14 protein-coding genes are annotated in these 16,137 nt (G+C 61.0%); 5 read left to right on the top strand and 9 right to left on the bottom strand.

What is annotated here, in order from left to right:
- Nucleotides 1–257: 257 nt before the first annotated feature.
- The 5 genes from leuS to PMI34_RS07150 all read left to right on the top strand — a co-directional run bounded on the left by leuS (nt 258) and on the right by PMI34_RS07150 (nt 6,427).
- Nucleotides 258–2,864, top strand: a complete 2,607-nt coding sequence (gene leuS / locus PMI34_RS07130; RefSeq protein ID WP_008052396.1) for a leucine--tRNA ligase — start codon at nt 258–260, stop codon at nt 2,862–2,864.
- Between the two features lie 87 nt (nt 2,865–2,951).
- Nucleotides 2,952–3,557, top strand: coding sequence for an LPS-assembly lipoprotein LptE (locus PMI34_RS07135; protein ID WP_008052395.1), 606 nt, complete (start codon nt 2,952–2,954; stop codon nt 3,555–3,557).
- A 39-nt stretch (nt 3,558–3,596) separates the two neighbouring features.
- Nucleotides 3,597–4,634: a DNA polymerase III subunit delta gene (holA, locus tag PMI34_RS07140; RefSeq protein WP_008052394.1), complete on the top strand. Its 1,038-nt coding sequence runs from the start codon at nt 3,597–3,599 to the stop codon at nt 4,632–4,634.
- A 244-nt stretch (nt 4,635–4,878) separates the two neighbouring features.
- Nucleotides 4,879–5,043, top strand: a complete 165-nt coding sequence (gene arfA / locus PMI34_RS07145) for an alternative ribosome rescue factor ArfA (RefSeq protein WP_008052393.1) — start codon at nt 4,879–4,881, stop codon at nt 5,041–5,043.
- Nucleotides 5,044–5,104: 61 nt separating this feature from the next.
- Nucleotides 5,105–6,427 carry a lytic murein transglycosylase gene (locus tag PMI34_RS07150; protein ID WP_008052391.1) on the top strand — a complete coding sequence of 441 codons (1,323 nt, stop codon included), beginning with the start codon at nt 5,105–5,107 and terminating at the stop codon, nt 6,425–6,427.
- Nucleotides 6,428–6,558: 131 nt separating this feature from the next.
- Here the strand turns inward: PMI34_RS07150 and PMI34_RS07155 are convergent, their stop codons facing one another.
- The 9 genes from PMI34_RS07155 to mrdA form a co-directional block, all read right to left on the bottom strand.
- The gene (locus PMI34_RS07155; protein ID WP_008052390.1) at nt 6,559–7,509 is read right to left on the bottom strand and encodes a S66 peptidase family protein; all 951 of its coding nucleotides are present in this window, start codon (nt 7,507–7,509) and stop codon (nt 6,559–6,561) included.
- Between the two features lie 173 nt (nt 7,510–7,682).
- Nucleotides 7,683–8,681: a lipoyl synthase gene (lipA, locus tag PMI34_RS07160; protein ID WP_162130289.1), complete on the bottom strand. Its 999-nt coding sequence runs from the start codon at nt 8,679–8,681 to the stop codon at nt 7,683–7,685.
- 25 nt (nt 8,682–8,706) lie between these two features.
- Complete coding sequence (gene lipB / locus PMI34_RS07165; RefSeq protein WP_008052388.1) at nt 8,707–9,354, bottom strand: lipoyl(octanoyl) transferase LipB; 648 nt, start codon at nt 9,352–9,354, stop codon at nt 8,707–8,709.
- Entirely contained in the window at nt 9,354–9,629 is a 276-nt protein-coding gene (locus PMI34_RS07170) for a DUF493 domain-containing protein (protein WP_008052383.1), read from the bottom strand. The genes lipB and PMI34_RS07170 overlap by 1 nt, the downstream gene beginning before the upstream one ends.
- A gap of 87 nt (nt 9,630–9,716) precedes the next feature.
- Complete coding sequence (locus PMI34_RS07175; protein ID WP_008052382.1) at nt 9,717–10,874, bottom strand: D-alanyl-D-alanine carboxypeptidase family protein; 1,158 nt, start codon at nt 10,872–10,874, stop codon at nt 9,717–9,719.
- Nucleotides 10,875–11,061: 187 nt separating this feature from the next.
- The gene (locus PMI34_RS07180; RefSeq protein WP_008052380.1) at nt 11,062–12,072 is read right to left on the bottom strand and encodes a septal ring lytic transglycosylase RlpA family protein; all 1,011 of its coding nucleotides are present in this window, start codon (nt 12,070–12,072) and stop codon (nt 11,062–11,064) included.
- Nucleotides 12,072–13,082, bottom strand: a complete 1,011-nt coding sequence (mltB, locus tag PMI34_RS07185; protein WP_008052379.1) for a lytic murein transglycosylase B — start codon at nt 13,080–13,082, stop codon at nt 12,072–12,074. The genes PMI34_RS07180 and mltB overlap by 1 nt, the downstream gene beginning before the upstream one ends.
- Nucleotides 13,083–13,099: 17 nt before the next feature.
- Nucleotides 13,100–14,203 (bottom strand): rod shape-determining protein RodA, encoded by a 1,104-nt coding sequence (gene rodA / locus PMI34_RS07190; protein WP_050562109.1) that lies wholly within the window; start codon nt 14,201–14,203, stop codon nt 13,100–13,102.
- A 31-nt stretch (nt 14,204–14,234) separates the two neighbouring features.
- Nucleotides 14,235–16,130 (bottom strand): penicillin-binding protein 2, encoded by a 1,896-nt coding sequence (gene mrdA, locus PMI34_RS07195; RefSeq protein WP_008052377.1) that lies wholly within the window; start codon nt 16,128–16,130, stop codon nt 14,235–14,237.
- Nucleotides 16,131–16,137: the final 7 nt, after the last annotated feature.

Below are 16,137 nucleotides of genomic sequence, written 5' to 3'. Positions count from 1 at the left end.
CCTACTCCCCAGTTAGAGCTTAGCTTCCATGAACAAACCGGCTGAACGCCGCGACCAACGGCCCTCGCGGCGGTTTTCGCGAGACGCGCGGCAGCAATCAGGGTTTCCCTCGGTAGAGCGCGGTCATGTATGCTACGGCGCTTCCTGTAACTCCACTTCCAGCTCGGCTGGACATCGAAAACGCCAATGTGGCGAGATCAGCGTCCAGCGTTGCATTGAAGAGGATTAGGCCACCCCTATTCAGTTCAAAAGTAGCCATGCACGAACAATATCAGCCCCGTGAAATCGAAGCCGCCGCCCAGTCGTTCTGGGACGAGCAAAAGTCCTTTGAAGTCAGTGAACAGCCAGGCAAGGAGACTTACTACTGCCTGTCGATGTTCCCTTACCCCAGCGGCAAGCTACACATGGGGCACGTGCGCAACTACACCATCGGCGACGTGATCTCCCGCTACCAGCGCATGCAAGGCAAGAACGTTCTGCAACCCATGGGTTGGGACGCCTTCGGCATGCCGGCGGAAAACGCCGCGATGAAGAACAACGTGGCGCCCGCCAAGTGGACCTACGAAAACATCGCCTACATGAAGTCCCAGCTGCGCAGCCTGGGCCTGGCGGTGGATTGGTCCCGTGAAGTGACCACCTGCAAGCCTGATTACTACCGCTGGGAACAATGGCTGTTCACCCGCCTGTTCGAAAAAGGCGTGATTTACAAGAAAAGCGGCACGGTGAACTGGGACCCGGTCGACCAGACCGTCCTGGCCAACGAGCAAGTGATCGACGGCCGTGGCTGGCGTTCCGGCGCGCTGATCGAAAAGCGCGAAATCCCGATGTACTACTTCAAGATCACCGCCTACGCGGATGAGCTGCTGGAGAGCCTCGATGAACTGACTGGCTGGCCTGAACAGGTCAAGACCATGCAGCGCAACTGGATCGGCAAATCCCGTGGCATGGAAGTGCAGTTCCCGTACAACGTCGATTCCATCGGCGAAACCGGCGCGCTGAAAGTCTTCACCACCCGTCCGGACACCCTGATGGGCGCGACCTACGTCGCCGTAGCCGCCGAACACCACCTGGCCACCCTGGCCGCACAGAACAATCCCGAGCTGCAAGCGTTCATCGCTGAATGCAAGGGCGGCAGCGTGGCCGAAGCCGACGTCGCCACCCAGGAGAAAAAAGGCCTGCCGACCGGCCTGTTCGTCGAGCACCCGCTGACCGGCGAAAAACTGCCGGTCTGGGTCGCCAACTATGTGCTGATGCACTACGGCGACGGCGCGGTGATGGCGGTTCCGGCCCACGACGAGCGCGATTTCGAATTCGCCCACAAGTACAACCTGCCGGTCAAATCGGTAGTGCGCACCAGCTCCGGTGACAGCAACCCGGCGCCATGGCAAGACGCCTACGGCGAGCACGGCACGCTGATCAATTCCGGCGAGTTTGACGGCCTCGACTTCGCGGGCGCCTTCGACGCCATCGAAGTCGCGCTGATCAAGAAAGAGCTGGGCGCCTCGCGTACCCAGTTCCGCCTGCGCGACTGGGGCATCAGCCGCCAGCGTTACTGGGGCTGCCCGATCCCGATCATCCACTGCAATACTTGCGGTGACGTGCCGGTACCGGAAGATCAACTGCCAGTCGTGCTGCCGGAAGACGTCGTACCCGACGGCGCCGGTTCGCCACTGGCGCGCATGCCCGAGTTCTACGAGTGCAGCTGCCCTAAATGCGGCCAGCCCGCCAAGCGTGAAACCGACACCATGGACACCTTCGTCGAGTCCTCGTGGTACTACGCCCGCTACGCCTCGCCGCACTTCGAAGGCGGCCTGGTGGAAAAATCGGCGGCCGACCACTGGCTGCCGGTGGATCAGTACATCGGCGGTATCGAACACGCGATTCTTCACCTGCTCTACGCGCGCTTCTTCCACAAGCTGATGCGCGACGAAGGCCTGGTGAGCTCCAACGAGCCGTTCAAGAACCTGCTGACCCAGGGCATGGTGATCGCCGAGACTTACTATCGCCGCGAAGCCAATGGCGCTTACACCTGGTTCAACCCGGCGGACGTCGAGCTTGAGCGTGACAGCAAAGCCAAGGTTATCAGCGCCAAATTGAAATCTGACGGCCTGCCGGTGGAAATCGGCGGCACCGAAAAGATGGCCAAGTCGAAGAACAACGGCGTCGACCCACAGTCGATGATCGACCAGTTCGGCGCAGACACCTGCCGCCTGTTCATGATGTTCGCCTCGCCACCTGACATGAGCGCTGAATGGTCCGATTCCGGCGTCGAAGGTTCGCACCGTTTCCTCAAGCGCGTCTGGCGCCTGGCTCAAGCCCACGTCACTCAGGGCCTCCCGGGCAAACTGGACATCGCCGGCCTGAATGACGAGCAAAAAGCCGTTCGTCGCTCGATCCACCTGGCCATCAAGCAGGCCAGCCAGGACGTCGGTCAGAACCACAAATTCAACACCGCCATCGCCCAAGTGATGACACTGATGAACGTGCTGGAAAAAGCCGCGCAGGCCACCGAACAGGATCGCGCGCTGGTTCAGGAAGGCCTGGAAGCCGTGACCCTGCTGCTGGCTCCGATCACGCCGCACATCAGCCACGAGCTGTGGAATCAACTGGGTCACGCTGAACCTGTAATCGACGCCGGTTGGCCGGTGGTGGATGACAGCGCTTTGGTACAGGACAGCCTGCAACTGGTGATTCAGGTCAACGGCAAGCTGCGTGGCCACATCGAAATGCCGGCCAGCGCCAGCCGTGAAGAAGTCGAAGCCGCCGCCCGTGCCAACGAGAACGTGCTGCGCTTCGTCGACGGTCTGACCATTCGTAAAGTGATCGTAGTGCCCGGGAAACTGGTCAATATCGTCGCCAGCTAATTGGATCAGGCGCCAGGTGAGCCTGGCGCCGAGTAAAACCTTTCGGGCCGCCTGATCGGCCCCCATGGTTTCAAGGGGAGCAACAAGATGATCAAACGCAATCTGCTGGTGATGGGCCTCGCGGTTCTGCTGAGCGCCTGCGGTTTCCAGCTGCGCGGCACCGGCACCAATGAACTGGCGATCAAGGAACTCGACCTGAGCGCCCGTAACGCTTATGGCCCAACGGTTACCCAGTTGCGCCAGGTACTGACTGGCAGCGGCGTCAAGGTCTATAACGGCGCCCCATACAAGCTGGTGCTGACCAATGAACAGGAAACCCAGCGCATCCTCAGTTACGCAGGTGCCGGTCATGCCGGCGAGTACCAGATCACTACCGTGCTGAACTACGACATCCTTGGTCGCGGTGATCTGGCACTGCTGAGCGACAAAATCGAAGTGCAGAAAATCTACATGCACGACGGCAACAACCTGGTGGGCTCTGACCAGGAAGCTGAAACGGCCCGTACAGAAGGCCGTCGGGAGATGGTCCAGCGCATGATGCTGCGCCTGGAGCAACTGAGCCCGACCCAACTGGCCAAGTTGCAGCAGACTGCCGAAGCCAGGGCCAAGGCTGATGCCGCCGCGCTGGAAGCGGCAAAGAAGGCTGAAGCGGATACCCCGCGTCAGTCGCCTGTCGAACTGCCGCAGCAGTAAGACTTACGGGGCGCCCGGGCGCCCCGTTCGCCCTCTCCTATGAAGCTCGCCCCCGCCCAACTCGCCAAACACCTGCAAGGCGCCCTTGCGCCGGTCTATATCATCAGCGGCGATGACCCGTTGTTGTGCCAGGAGGCAGCCGACGCTGTTCGCGCTGCCGCCCGTCAGCAGGGATTCGATGAACGCCAGGTGTTTGCCGCCGACGCCAGTTTCGACTGGGGGACGCTGTTGCAAGCGGGTGCCAGCATGTCCCTGTTCGCCGAAAAACGCCTGCTGGAACTGCGCCTGCCGTCCGGCAAACCCGGCGACAAGGGCGCCAGCGCGCTGATCGAGTACTGCTCGCGCCCGGCCGACGACACCATACTGCTGATCAGCTTGCCGAAACTCGATGGCAGCGCGCAGAAAACCAAGTGGGGCAAGGCGCTGATCGAAGGACAGCAGACCCAGTTCGTGCAGATCTGGCCGGTCGATGTCGCCCAGTTGCCAAGCTGGATCCGCCAACGTTTGTCCCAGGCCGGGCTTTCCGCCAGCCAGGACGCCGTTGAGCTGATCGCGGCGCGGGTCGAGGGCAACTTGCTGGCCGCCGCCCAGGAAATCGAAAAGCTCAAACTGATGGCCGAAGGCGGTCAGATCACCGTTGAAACCGTGCAGGCCGCGGTGGCTGACAGTGCGCGCTTCGACGTCTTTGGCCTGACCGATGCAGTGCTCAACGGTGAAGCAGCCCACGCGTTGCGCATGCTCGAAGGGTTGCGCGGTGAGGGCGTCGAGCCGCCGGTGATTCTCTGGGCCCTGGCCCGGGAGTTGCGTCTGCTGGCCAATATTTCTCTGCAATACAGCCAGGGTACGCCATTGGACAAGGCCTTCAGCCAGGCCAAACCGCCAGTCTGGGACAAACGTAAACCGCTGATGAGCAAAGCCCTGCAACGCTACTCGGCCCAACGCTGGGCGCAACTGCTGCTCGAAGCGCAGCGCATCGATGCGCAGATCAAGGGCCAGGCGGCCGGTTCGCCGTGGATGAGCTTGAGCCGGTTGACGTTGTTGATGGCCGGACAAAAATTGTCGCTGCCCGCAGAGTAATCGCACTTTCTGTAGCAGCTGGCGAAGCCTGCGTACGACTGCGAAGCAGTCGCAAAATCAGGAAGCACGGTGTATCAGGATAATCCGGAACTCAGGGTTTACGACTGCTGCGCAGCCGGACGCAGGCTTCGCCAGCTGCTACAGATGCTTTCTGCAAAACACTGATCCATCCGCCCTATAGACAACCCTCCAACTTCGGCCGATGATTTGCCCCGCAAAAACCACTCACTTGCGAGGCATCATCATGAGCAAAAAGCCATCAACGCATGGCCCCAACAAGGCCAAATCCATCATCGCCCAGCCATTGTTCCGCAGCCGCCAGGAACGCCCCGCCAAGGGCAAAGGCAGTTACCGCCGCGAAGCCTTCCAGTCTGACAGCTGGGAGGCTTCTTACTTTCTGGCTGCGTAAAGCAGAACCCCCCTTCGACATGTTAAGGTCTGTACCTGATTCGTATTCCCTGGACCCGTGCATGCCCTTTTGTCTTTCCCGTCGTTGGCACTTACGCCAATTGATCGCTGCCTCCAGCCTTGTTTTGCTTGTCGCCTGTGCGGAAAAACCGACCGCAGCCGACGCTCAGCCGCTTCAGACGCTCCCTGTCGCCACCGCCCCGGCGGTTGTTCCGCCTGTGGTTCCGACCGGTGAGAACCTCGACATCCAGCCAACCCAGACCTTCGCCGAATGGCAGGCAGGTTTCCGCAAGGATGCCCTGGCCGCCGGCATCCGTGCCGATCTGTTCGACCGCGCCTTCGCCGATGTCAGCTTCGACCCCAGCGTGATCCGCGCAGACCGCAGCCAACCGGAATTCGCAAAACCGGTGTGGGAATACCTCGACGGTGCCTTGTCGCCGCTGCGGGTACGCAAAGGCCAGTCGCTGATCGCCCAGTACGCCGACATCCTGCAAGGCATCGAGCAGCGCTACGGCGTGGATCGCCAGGCACTGGTGGCGGTGTGGGGCATGGAGAGTAACTTCGGACAGTTCCAGGGCAGCAAGTCGGTGATCAACTCGCTGGCGACCCTGGCCTACGAAGGTCGCCGTCCCGGCTTCGCCCACGCGCAATTGATCGCGGCCCTGCAAATCCTGCAACAAGGCGACATCGAACCCGAGAAGATGCTGGGTTCCTGGGCCGGCGCCATGGGCCAGACCCAGTTCATCCCGACCACCTACAACACCCACGCCGTCGATTTCGACGGCGACGGCCGTCGCGATATCTGGGGCAGTTCGGCTGACGCCCTGGCCTCGACCGCGCATTACCTGCAAAGCTCCGGCTGGCAGAGAGGTCAGCCGTGGGGCTTTGAAGTCCAGCTGCCGAGCGGTTTCAACTACGTGCTGGCCGATGGCACGATTCGCAAGAGTGTCGCCGAATGGCGCCAACTGGGCGTTACGCTGCCCAACGGAGGCCAGGTCCCGGCCGGCTCCGAGCAGTTGTCCGCCGCACTGTTGCTGCCGGCCGGTTACCGTGGCCCGGCGTTCCTGGTACTCGATAACTTCCGGGCGATTCTCAAGTACAACAACTCGTCGTCCTACGCCTTGGGTGTGAGCCTGTTGTCCGAACGCTTCAATGGCACAGGCTTGATCAGCGGTACGTGGCCAAAGGATGACCTGCCTCTGAGCCGAACCGAGCGGATCGAGCTGCAAAACCTGCTGAGCGCGCAAAACTATGACGCCGGCACCGCCGACGGGATCATCGGCGCCAATACTCGCAAGGCGATCCGCAGCGCCCAGCAGTCGTTTGGCTGGCCGGCGGATGGCTATCCGACGCACAAGTTGCTCGAAGGACTGCGTAACCGCTAAAAGCATCGCGGGCAAGCCCGCTCCCACAGGTTCAGGGGCGTTCACATGATTTGTGTACGACGCGGACACTGTGGGAGCGGGCTTGCTCCGGGCGGCGATCCGACGAAGACTGACTGACAGACAGCGAAAATCTAGCGCCTGACCACCACGTCCTGCTCCAGCACCAACTCCTTGTTCCCCGCATCCAGCCGCACCAACGCCCCCATGGGCAGCGTCAGGTTCGGGTCGCAGTGCCCACTGCGCCACCCAGACAGCACCGGAATCTTCAATGGCTCGAAGGTCTGCTTGAGCAACCTGTCCAGTGCTGGCACCTCAACCCCCGCCATATCCCCGACCAACACGCCGCGCAGCTTGTGCAACGTGCCTGCCAGCCGCAGATGGGTGAGCAACCGGTCGATGCGATACAGCGGCTCGTTGATGTCCTCGATCAACAGAATGACGCCCTCGGCGTCAATCTCGTAGGGCGTGCCCATGGTCGCGGCGATCATGGCCAGATTGCCTCCGAGCAAGCGCCCATGAGCCACGCCAGGCTCGATCGTGGTCAGCGGGTAGGCCACCGGATGAGCCAGCACCGTGCCCGCCCTCACCTGCCCGCGCAGCATGTTGAAGAACGAAGACTCCGTAGGTATTTGCTTGTCACCCAGCAGGTCGGCATTGAGCAACGGACCATGAAAGGTCACGAAGCCGGCATAACGACTGATCGCCAGATGCAGCGCAGTGATGTCGCTGTAGCCGACGAACGGCTTGGCGTTGTCACGCAGCAAATCAAAATCGATGCGGTCGAGCAGGCGCGGCGTGCCGTAACCACCGCGCAGGCAGATGATCGCATCCACCTCACTGTCGGCGAACGCTGCATGCAGATCGCCGAGTCTCACCTCGTCACTACCGGCCAGGTAGCCGTTTTTTTCGTAGACCCCGGGAAACACTTTCAGTGAATAACCCCGGGCACGCATCCATTGCACCGCCTTGTCGGTGTCCAGCGGCGCGGGACCGGCGGGTGCGATGACGCCAATCATGCCTTCCGACGGCAGTGCCGGAACGGGAGCATGAGGGCAAAGGGTGAGGGTCGGTCGAGCGGTCATCCGTGAATCTCCCTGGGTGAGAACTTCAGCACACAGTAGTCAGGAACGGGGACAAACAGAAGAGGGCCAGTCGCCCCGCAGGTTGTAGGAAAAAACGGCCGCGGCCGTAGGCCAGGCAAAAAAACGCCCACAAGGCTTTGAAACCTTGCGGGCGCTTTATGTTTCACAGTCGATCAGGACGACATCAGCTCGGCCTTGACCAGCTTGGCCTGCTCGTCGGCGTGATACGAGGAACGTACCAACGGACCGGAGGCAACGTTCTTGAAGCCCATCTTGTAGCCTTCCTCGGCGAACCAGGCGAAGGTATCCGGGTGCACGAAGCGCTGCACCGGCAAGTGGCTGCGGGACGGTTGCAGGTACTGTCCGAGGGTCAGCATGTCGATGTCGTGCTCGCGCATGCGTTTCATGACTTCGATGACTTCTTCGTCGGTCTCGCCCAGGCCCAGCATCAGGCCGGACTTGGTCGGAATGTGCGGCATCATCTGCTTGAAGCGTTGCAGCAGGGTCAGCGACCACTGGTAGTCCGAACCCGGACGCGCAGCCTTGTACAGGCGCGGCACGGTTTCCAGGTTGTGGTTGAACACATCCGGCGGCTCGGCAGCGGTGATTTCCAGCGCAATGTCCATGCGGCCACGGTAGTCCGGGACCAGGGTTTCGAGCTGCACGTTCGGCGACAGCTTGCGGATTTCGCGGATGCAGTCGGCAAAGTGCTGGGCACCGCCGTCACGCAGGTCATCACGGTCCACCGAGGTGATTACCACGTACTTCAGACGCAGGTCGGCGATGGCAATGGCCAGGCTTTCCGGCTCGTTGACGTCCAGTGGCTTCGGACGGCCGTGGCCGACGTCGCAGAACGGGCAACGACGGGTGCAAATGTCACCCATGATCATGAAGGTCGCGGTACCACCGGAGAAGCACTCGCCCAGGTTCGGGCAGGACGCTTCTTCGCACACGCTGTGCAGCTTGTGTTTGCGCAGCAGGGCCTTGATGCGGTCGACTTCCGGCGAAACCGGGATGCGTACACGAATCCAGTCAGGTTTCTTCGGCAGTTCGGTGGTCGGAATGATCTTCACCGGGATGCGTGCAACCTTTTCGGCGCCGCGCAGCTTGACGCCGGCTTCAACCTTGGGACGCGGGGCCGGGCGCTCGGTGACATCGAGCGTCGGGATCATGGTTTGCACTGCATCAGTAGTCATATCAGTCGATTCCGCCCGTCAGGGTCGTCTGCTCAGCATAGTCGAGGTGTTTGACGAGCTGCGCGCGCAGCCGGGCACTTACCTCGGCAAATTCAATCGATCCTGCGTGATCGCTCAGCTGGGTCATCGCCAGCCCGGCGTAGCCGCAGGGATTAATCCGTCGAAACGGTTCCAGGTTCATGTCCACGTTCAAGGCCAGGCCGTGAAAGGAACAGCCGTGACGGATCCGTAGACCCAGGGAAGCGATTTTCGCTCCGTCAACGTAGACACCCGGTGCATCGGGCTTGGCCACGGCGGTGACACCGTAACTGGCCAGCAGCTCGATCAGGCATTGCTCCATCCGGCTGACCAGATCGCGCACGCCAAACCCGAGCTTGCGCACGTCCAGCAGCAGATAAGCCACCAGCTGGCCGGGCCCGTGGTAAGTCACTTGACCACCACGGTCGACCTGCACCACCGGAATATCCCCGGGGAGCAGCAGGTGCTCGGCCTTGCCGGCCTGGCCCTGGGTGAACACCGCGGGATGCTCAACCAGCCAGATCTCGTCGGCGGCATCGCTGCCGCGTTCGTTGGTGAAGCGTTGCATGGCATGCCAGACCGGCTCGTAAGCCATCTGGCCGAGCTCGCGAAAGCCCAGCACACCGGACATCAGAGCACCATGTGCACGAAACCGGTTGCCCGCAGTTCGCTGTTGATGTTGTACAGCTGGTCCTGATCGGTCGCAACGATGTGCAACTGAATGGTGGTGTATTTGCCGTTGCTGCTCTGGCGCTCGTCAACGCGCTCATCGTTGATCGTTGCGTATTTGCGCACGATGTCGATGATTCTGTCCTTGTTGCCCACGCCGGTGTCGCTGATCACCTTAACCGGGTAATCATTGGCAGGGAACTCGATCTTTGGCGCCTTTACTTCGGTATCGGTCATGGCGTAACGGCCTCGTAAGCGTAAGCCGTGGCGACGGGCATGGCTGCGCGCCAGATCAGCGCGGAGCCATGCAGGTGCACACTAAATTCAGTTGAACAAGCCGTAGAAGAATAGACGGATGCTATCCCACATGCGGCGGAAGATACCACCTTCCTCGACAGCGTCCAGAGCGATCAGATCAGCGCTGTGCACCACCTTGTCGTCCAGTTTCACTTCGACTTTACCGATCACGTCGCCCTTGGCGATTGGCGCGATCAGCTGCGGGTTCATGGTCATGCTGGCAGCGAGCTTTTTCAGCTGGCCTTTTGGCAGGGTCATGGTCAGGTCTTCAGCCAGACCGGCCTTGACCTGGTTGGTGGAGCCTTTCCAGACCGGAGCCTGAGCCAGCTCGGTGCCCTTCTGATAGAAGGTCTGGGTTTCGAAGAAGCGGAAACCGTAGGTCAGCAGCTTCTGGGTTTCGGCGGCACGGGCCACTTCGCTGTTGGTGCCGAAGACCACGGCGATCAAGCGCATGCCGTCACGTACGGCCGAGGACACCATGCAGTAGCCGGCTTCGTCGGTGTGGCCGGTTTTCAGGCCGTCGACGGTCTTGTCGCGCCACAGCAGCAGGTTACGGTTCGGTTGCTTGATACCGTTCCAGAAGAACTCTTTCTGCGAATAGATCGCGTAGTGAGCCGGGTCTTCATGGATGATCGCGCGAGCCAGCACAGCCATGTCGTGAGCCGACGAATAGTGCTCAGGGTTCGGCAGGCCGGTCGGGTTCATGAAGTGGGTGTTGGTCATGCCCAGGTCGGCGACGGTCTTGTTCATCAGGTCGGCGAAGGCGTCCTCGCTACCGGCGATGTGCTCGGAGAGCGCGACACTGGCGTCGTTGCCTGACTGGATGATGATGCCGTGAAGCAGGTCGCTGACAGTGACTTGCGAGCCGACCTTGATGAACATCCGCGAACCGCCGGTGCGCCAGGCGTTTTCGCTGACGGTCACCGGATCGTTTTCGCCGATCTGGCCACGACGGATTTCCAGAGTCGCGATGTACGCGGTCATCAGCTTGGTCAGGCTGGCCGGTGGCAGACGCTGGTCACCATTGTTCTCGACCAGCACGTTGCCGCTGCTGGCATCCATGAGCACATAGGCCTTGGCAGCCAGTTGTGGTGGCGAAGGCATCATCTCGACCGCGAAGGCGGCAGGTGAGAGGAGCAGCGGGACTAGCAGGAACAGGCGTTTGGCAAAGGTGGTGATGTTCATCCGTCTCTCGAAATCGCTAATGGAAACTTGCCCAAGGGCAAAACTAATCAAATAACCTTCTAACGGGTTATCGCGTGTTCAGTTGCTCACTCCAGTCACCCTTGCCGGGCTTTTGTTCTTCGACGAGCCAACAACCTGATTCACCCCCCAATCGCTGGTGAATCGTCAATCAAGTTCTACGTACTGCTTACTCTGTGACCACACTTGGTGAGCCAAGGTTGGCCAGCCGCACACTGTTCTGTACCTGCTGGATTTCACCCGGCGATCCGATCGGGCCCAGGCGAACCCGATGCAGGGTCTGCTGATTGCGCACGATCGAGCTGATGAACACCGGAGCGCTCACCATCCCGCTGAGCTTCGATCTCAGGAGTTCTGCAGCGTCCGGGTTGGCGAACGCGCCCACCTGCAGATACTGGCCAGAGGCTGGTACAGAAGCGTTTTTTTTTGCATCAAGCTGCACCGGCACCACCGCGGCGGCGTGTTGCTGCGGCGGCGGCGTCCATTGTTCAACGGTGCCGGCCGAAGCCGTGATCACCGGGGCGCTATTCTGCGCGACTTTCGGTTCGTTGAGCATTAATGGTGCCGGACGGCCCTTGGCAGCCCACCATTGCTGCGGGTCGATGCCTTCGACCTTGACCCGCGCGGTGCCGGTTTCGGCGTAACCGAGTTTCTTGGCGGCAGCGTAGGACAAGTCGATGATCCGGTCCGAATAGAACGGCCCGCGGTCGTTGACTCGCAGGATCACGCTCTTGTTGTTGTCCAGGTTGGTCACCCGGACGTAACTTGGCAGTGGCAATGTCTTGTGCGCGGCACTCATGCCGTACAGGTCATACACTTCACCGTTGGCGGTGTTCTGACCGTGGAACTTGGTGCCGTACCAGGACGCCGTACCCGACTGCACATAGGTCCTGGACTCTTGCAGCGGGAAGTAGGTCTTGCCCAGCACGGTGTACGGGTTGGCCTTGTACGGGCCGGTGTGCAGGGTCGGCGTGGCGTCCGGGATACGCGAAACATCGACATCCCACCATGGCGCGCCATCCTTGTGGGCCCGGTTGATGTCCAGCCCCGGCGTCGTGCGCACAGCGGCGGTGCTGGTCTTCTGGGCCGGCGCGCGGCTGGTCGAACAACTGGCGACCAGCACTGCCAGCGCGGCGAATGCCATCAGCTTCAGGGGTTTATTGATAGGCAATGCCCGCATTACTTGACGCCCCGTGCTTGGACCAGCTGTTCAGACAGTTGATGTACGGCCATGGCGTACATCACGCTGCGGTTATATCGCGTGATCGCGTAAAAATTCTTCAGGCCCATCCAGTACTCGGAGCCATTGTCGCCTTCCAGGCGGAACGCAGTAACCGGCATATCATCGCGCAGCGCATCATGACTTGACCACCCCAGGGCTCGCAACTCCCCGACGGTTTTCGTCGGTTCGATTCCTGTGGTCAAGCCTTCGTCGACCTGATCGCCACGAACATCGGCGCGACTGACCACCGGTTCGCCGGCGACCCAGCCATGACGCTTGAAGTAACTGGCGACACTGCCGATGGCATCGTCCGGGTTGGTCCAGATATTGATATGGCCATCACCGTCGAAATCCACCGCATAGGCGCGGAAACTGCTCGGCATGAATTGCGGCAATCCCATGGCGCCGGCGTAGGAGCCTTTGAGCGTCAACGGATCGACCTGCTCTTCGCGGGCCAGCAGCAGGAACTCACGCAATTCCTTGCGGAAAAACTCGGCACGGGGAGGATAGTCGAAACCCAGGGTCGACAAGGCATCGATCACCCGGAAATTTCCGGTATTACGGCCAAAAAAGGTTTCAACGCCGATGATCGAGACAATCACCTGGGCCGGCACGCCGTATTCCTGTTCGGCACGGGCCAACACCGCTTCGTGCTGACGCCAGAAATCCACACCCCGGGCGATGCGCGCATCGGTGATGAACATCGGGCGATATTCGCTCCACTGCTTGACCCGTTCGGCGGGCTTCGAGATGGCGTCCAGAATCGACTGTTTGCGCTCGGCCTCGCGGAACACGCCCATCAATTGTTCACCGGCGAAACCGTAGTCGCGGGTCATTTCACCGACGAACTCGGCCACCTGGGGTGAACCTTCGTAGTCGCCGGCCAACGCTTCCTGCATAGTGCCAAGGATGCTTACCAGGCCGACCCATGGCGCGTATCGAGTCGCCCAGCCACGCATTACTTGCATTGAAAATTTCACCTTATTCAAACCTGCGCGATCCACTTGCGATGGGTATGGATCGACATCAAAACCCCAAACGCTGACAGTAGCGTCACCAGCGAAGTTCCTCCGTAGCTAATGAAAGGCAACGGCACCCCCACCACCGGCAACAGGCCACTGACCATACCGATGTTGACGAAAACATAAACAAAAAACGTCATGGTCAGGCTGCCCGCGAGCAACTTGCCGAACAATGTCTGCGCCTGGGCGGTAATCACCAGGCCGCGGCCGATCAACAGCAGGTAGATCAGCAACAGCGCGCAGATCCCCACCAGGCCGAACTCTTCACCCATTACGGCAATGATGAAGTCGGTATGGCTTTCCGGCAGGAAGTCCAGGTGCGACTGGGTGCCCAGCAACCAGCCCTTGCCGAACACACCGCCGGAGCCGATGGCGGCCTTGGACTGGATGATGTTCCAGCCGGTACCGAGCGGATCGCTCTCCGGGTCGAGGAACGTCAGGATTCGCTGCTTCTGGTAGTCGTGCATGATGAAGAACCACATGGCAATCGCCACGGGAACGGCGGCGGCCAGCACGCTGAGAATCCAGCGCCAGCGCAGGCCACCCATGAACAGCACGAAAGCGCCGCCGGCCAGGATCAGCAGCGAAGTGCCGAGGTCCGGTTGCCGCACGATCAGAATGAACGGCACACCGATCAGCATCAGGCTGACGCCCACATGCTTGAGCTGGGGCGGCAAGGTGCGCTTGGACAAATACCAGGCAATGGTCGCCGGCATCAGGATCTTCATGAACTCCGAGGGCTGGAAGCGGATCACCCCGGGAATGTTGATCCAGCGGGTGGCGCCCATCGCGTTGTGGCCCATGATGTCCACCACCAGCAACAGCATCACCCCGACCACGTAGCCCAGCGGCACCCAGCGCGCCATGAATCGCGGCTCGAACTGGGCGATGACGATCATCGACACCAGGCCGATGCCGAACGAAGTGGCTTGCTTGCCCAGCAGATCCCAGCTCTTGCCGCTGGCCGAATACAGCACGAACAGACTGCCGGCGGCGAGGGTCAACAGCAGGATCAGCAGCGGGCCGTCGATGTGCAGGCGTTGCAGCAGCGTCGCACGGCGGCGCATCACATCCTCGCTGGAGAGCATGCGATCGAAGTTATTCATCACGGGCGGTAGCCTCTGCACTGATAGGGCTGGCGTATTCGGGCTTCAACCGACCGTCCTGGTCCAGGAGCCAGGCGTCCATGACCTGACGCACCACGGGAGCTGCGACGCCGGAACCGGACTCGCCGTTCTCGACCATCACCGAGACCACGATTTTCGGGTCGTCGGCCGGCGCGAAGCCGACGAACAAGGCGTGGTCGCGATGGCGTTCCTGAACCTTGGAACGGTCATACTTCTCACCCTGTTTGATCGCGACCACCTGGGCCGTACCCGACTTGCCGGCGATTCGGTATTGCGCGCCGATCGAGGCTTTGCGCGCCGTACCACGGGCACCATGCATAACCTGCTGCATGCCATGGTTGACCTTGGTCCAGTCCGACGGGTCGCGCAGGATGATGTCCGGCATCGGATTCTCATCCACCGGCTTCACGCCCTCGATAGTCTTGGCCAGGTGCGGACGATTCCAGATGCCTTTGTTGGCCACCAATGCAGTGGCCTGGGCCAGTTGCAACGGAGTCGACTGCATGTAGCCCTGGCCGATCCCCAGAATCAGCGTTTCGCCCGGGAACCATGCCTGGCGGCGGGTCGCGCGCTTCCATTCGCGGGTAGGCATCAGACCCGGTGATTCCTCGAACATGTCCAGGGAAACCTTCTGGCCGATACCGAACTTGGACAGGTACGACGACAACCGATCGATCCCCAGCTTGTGGGCAAGATCATAGAAGTAGGTGTCGTTGGAACGCATGATCGCCGTGTCGAGGTCGACAAAACCATCGCCGGTGCGGTTCCAGTTTCGGTACTTGTGATCGTAGTTGGGCAGCATGTAGTAACCGGGGTCGAACACTCGGGTCGACGCCGTCACCACGCCGGCATCCAGACCGGCAATCGCCACCGCGGGCTTGATGGTCGAACCCGGCGGGTACAGGCCACGCAGTACGCGGTTGAACAGCGGCCGGTCGATGGAGTCGCGCAGCTCGGAATAGGCCTTGAAGCTGATGCCGGTGACGAACAGGTTCGGGTCGAAACTCGGCTGGCTGACCATCGCCAGCACTTCGCCGGTTTTCGGGTCCAGCGCTACCACCGCGCCACGACGACCACCGAGCGCAGCTTCGGCGGCTTCCTGCAATTTGATGTCCAGGCTCAGGACAATGTCCTTGCCGGGAATCGGATCGGTACGCTTGAGCACCCGCAGTACGCGGCCCCGGGCGTTGGTCTCGACTTCCTCGTAACCCACCTGGCCGTGCAACTCCGGCTCGTAAAAACGCTCGATGCCGGTTTTACCAATTTGATGGGTGCCGCTGTAACTCACCGGATCCAGAGTCTTCAGCTCTTTCTCGTTGATCCGCCCCATGTAACCCACCGAGTGCGCAAAATGCGCACCCTGCGGATAGTGACGGACCAGTTGCGCGACCACTTCCACGCCTGGCAGGCGGAACTGGTTCACGGCAATTCGCGCGATCTGCTCTTCGGTCAACTCGAACAGGATCGGCACCGGCTCGAACGGCCGACGCCCCTGGCGCATGCGTTTCTCGAAAACCACCCGATCTTCAGGCGTCAGCTCCAGAACCTGGACGATCACATCAAGCACTTGCTGCCAATCGCCAGAGCGCTCGCGGGTCATGCTCAGGCTGAAACTGGGCCGGTTGTCGGCAATGACGACACCGTTGCGATCGAAAATCAGCCCGCGGGGCGGCGGAATCGGCTGCACATGGACGCGGTTGTTTTCCGAGAGTGTCGAGTGGTACTCGTACTGGATCACCTGCAGGAAATACAAACGCGCGATCAGCACCCCGATCAGCGCCACCACTGCAATGGCCCCGAACACGACGCGGCCACGCACCAGACGGGCGTCTTTTTCGTGGTCCTTGATGCGGATCGGCTGGGACATGAGGGCA

It is taken from the genome of Pseudomonas sp. GM74 (assembly GCF_000282455.1).
Taxonomy (GTDB): Bacteria; Pseudomonadota; Gammaproteobacteria; order Pseudomonadales; family Pseudomonadaceae; genus Aquipseudomonas.
This window is presented reverse-complemented; position numbering and strand designations above follow the sequence as displayed.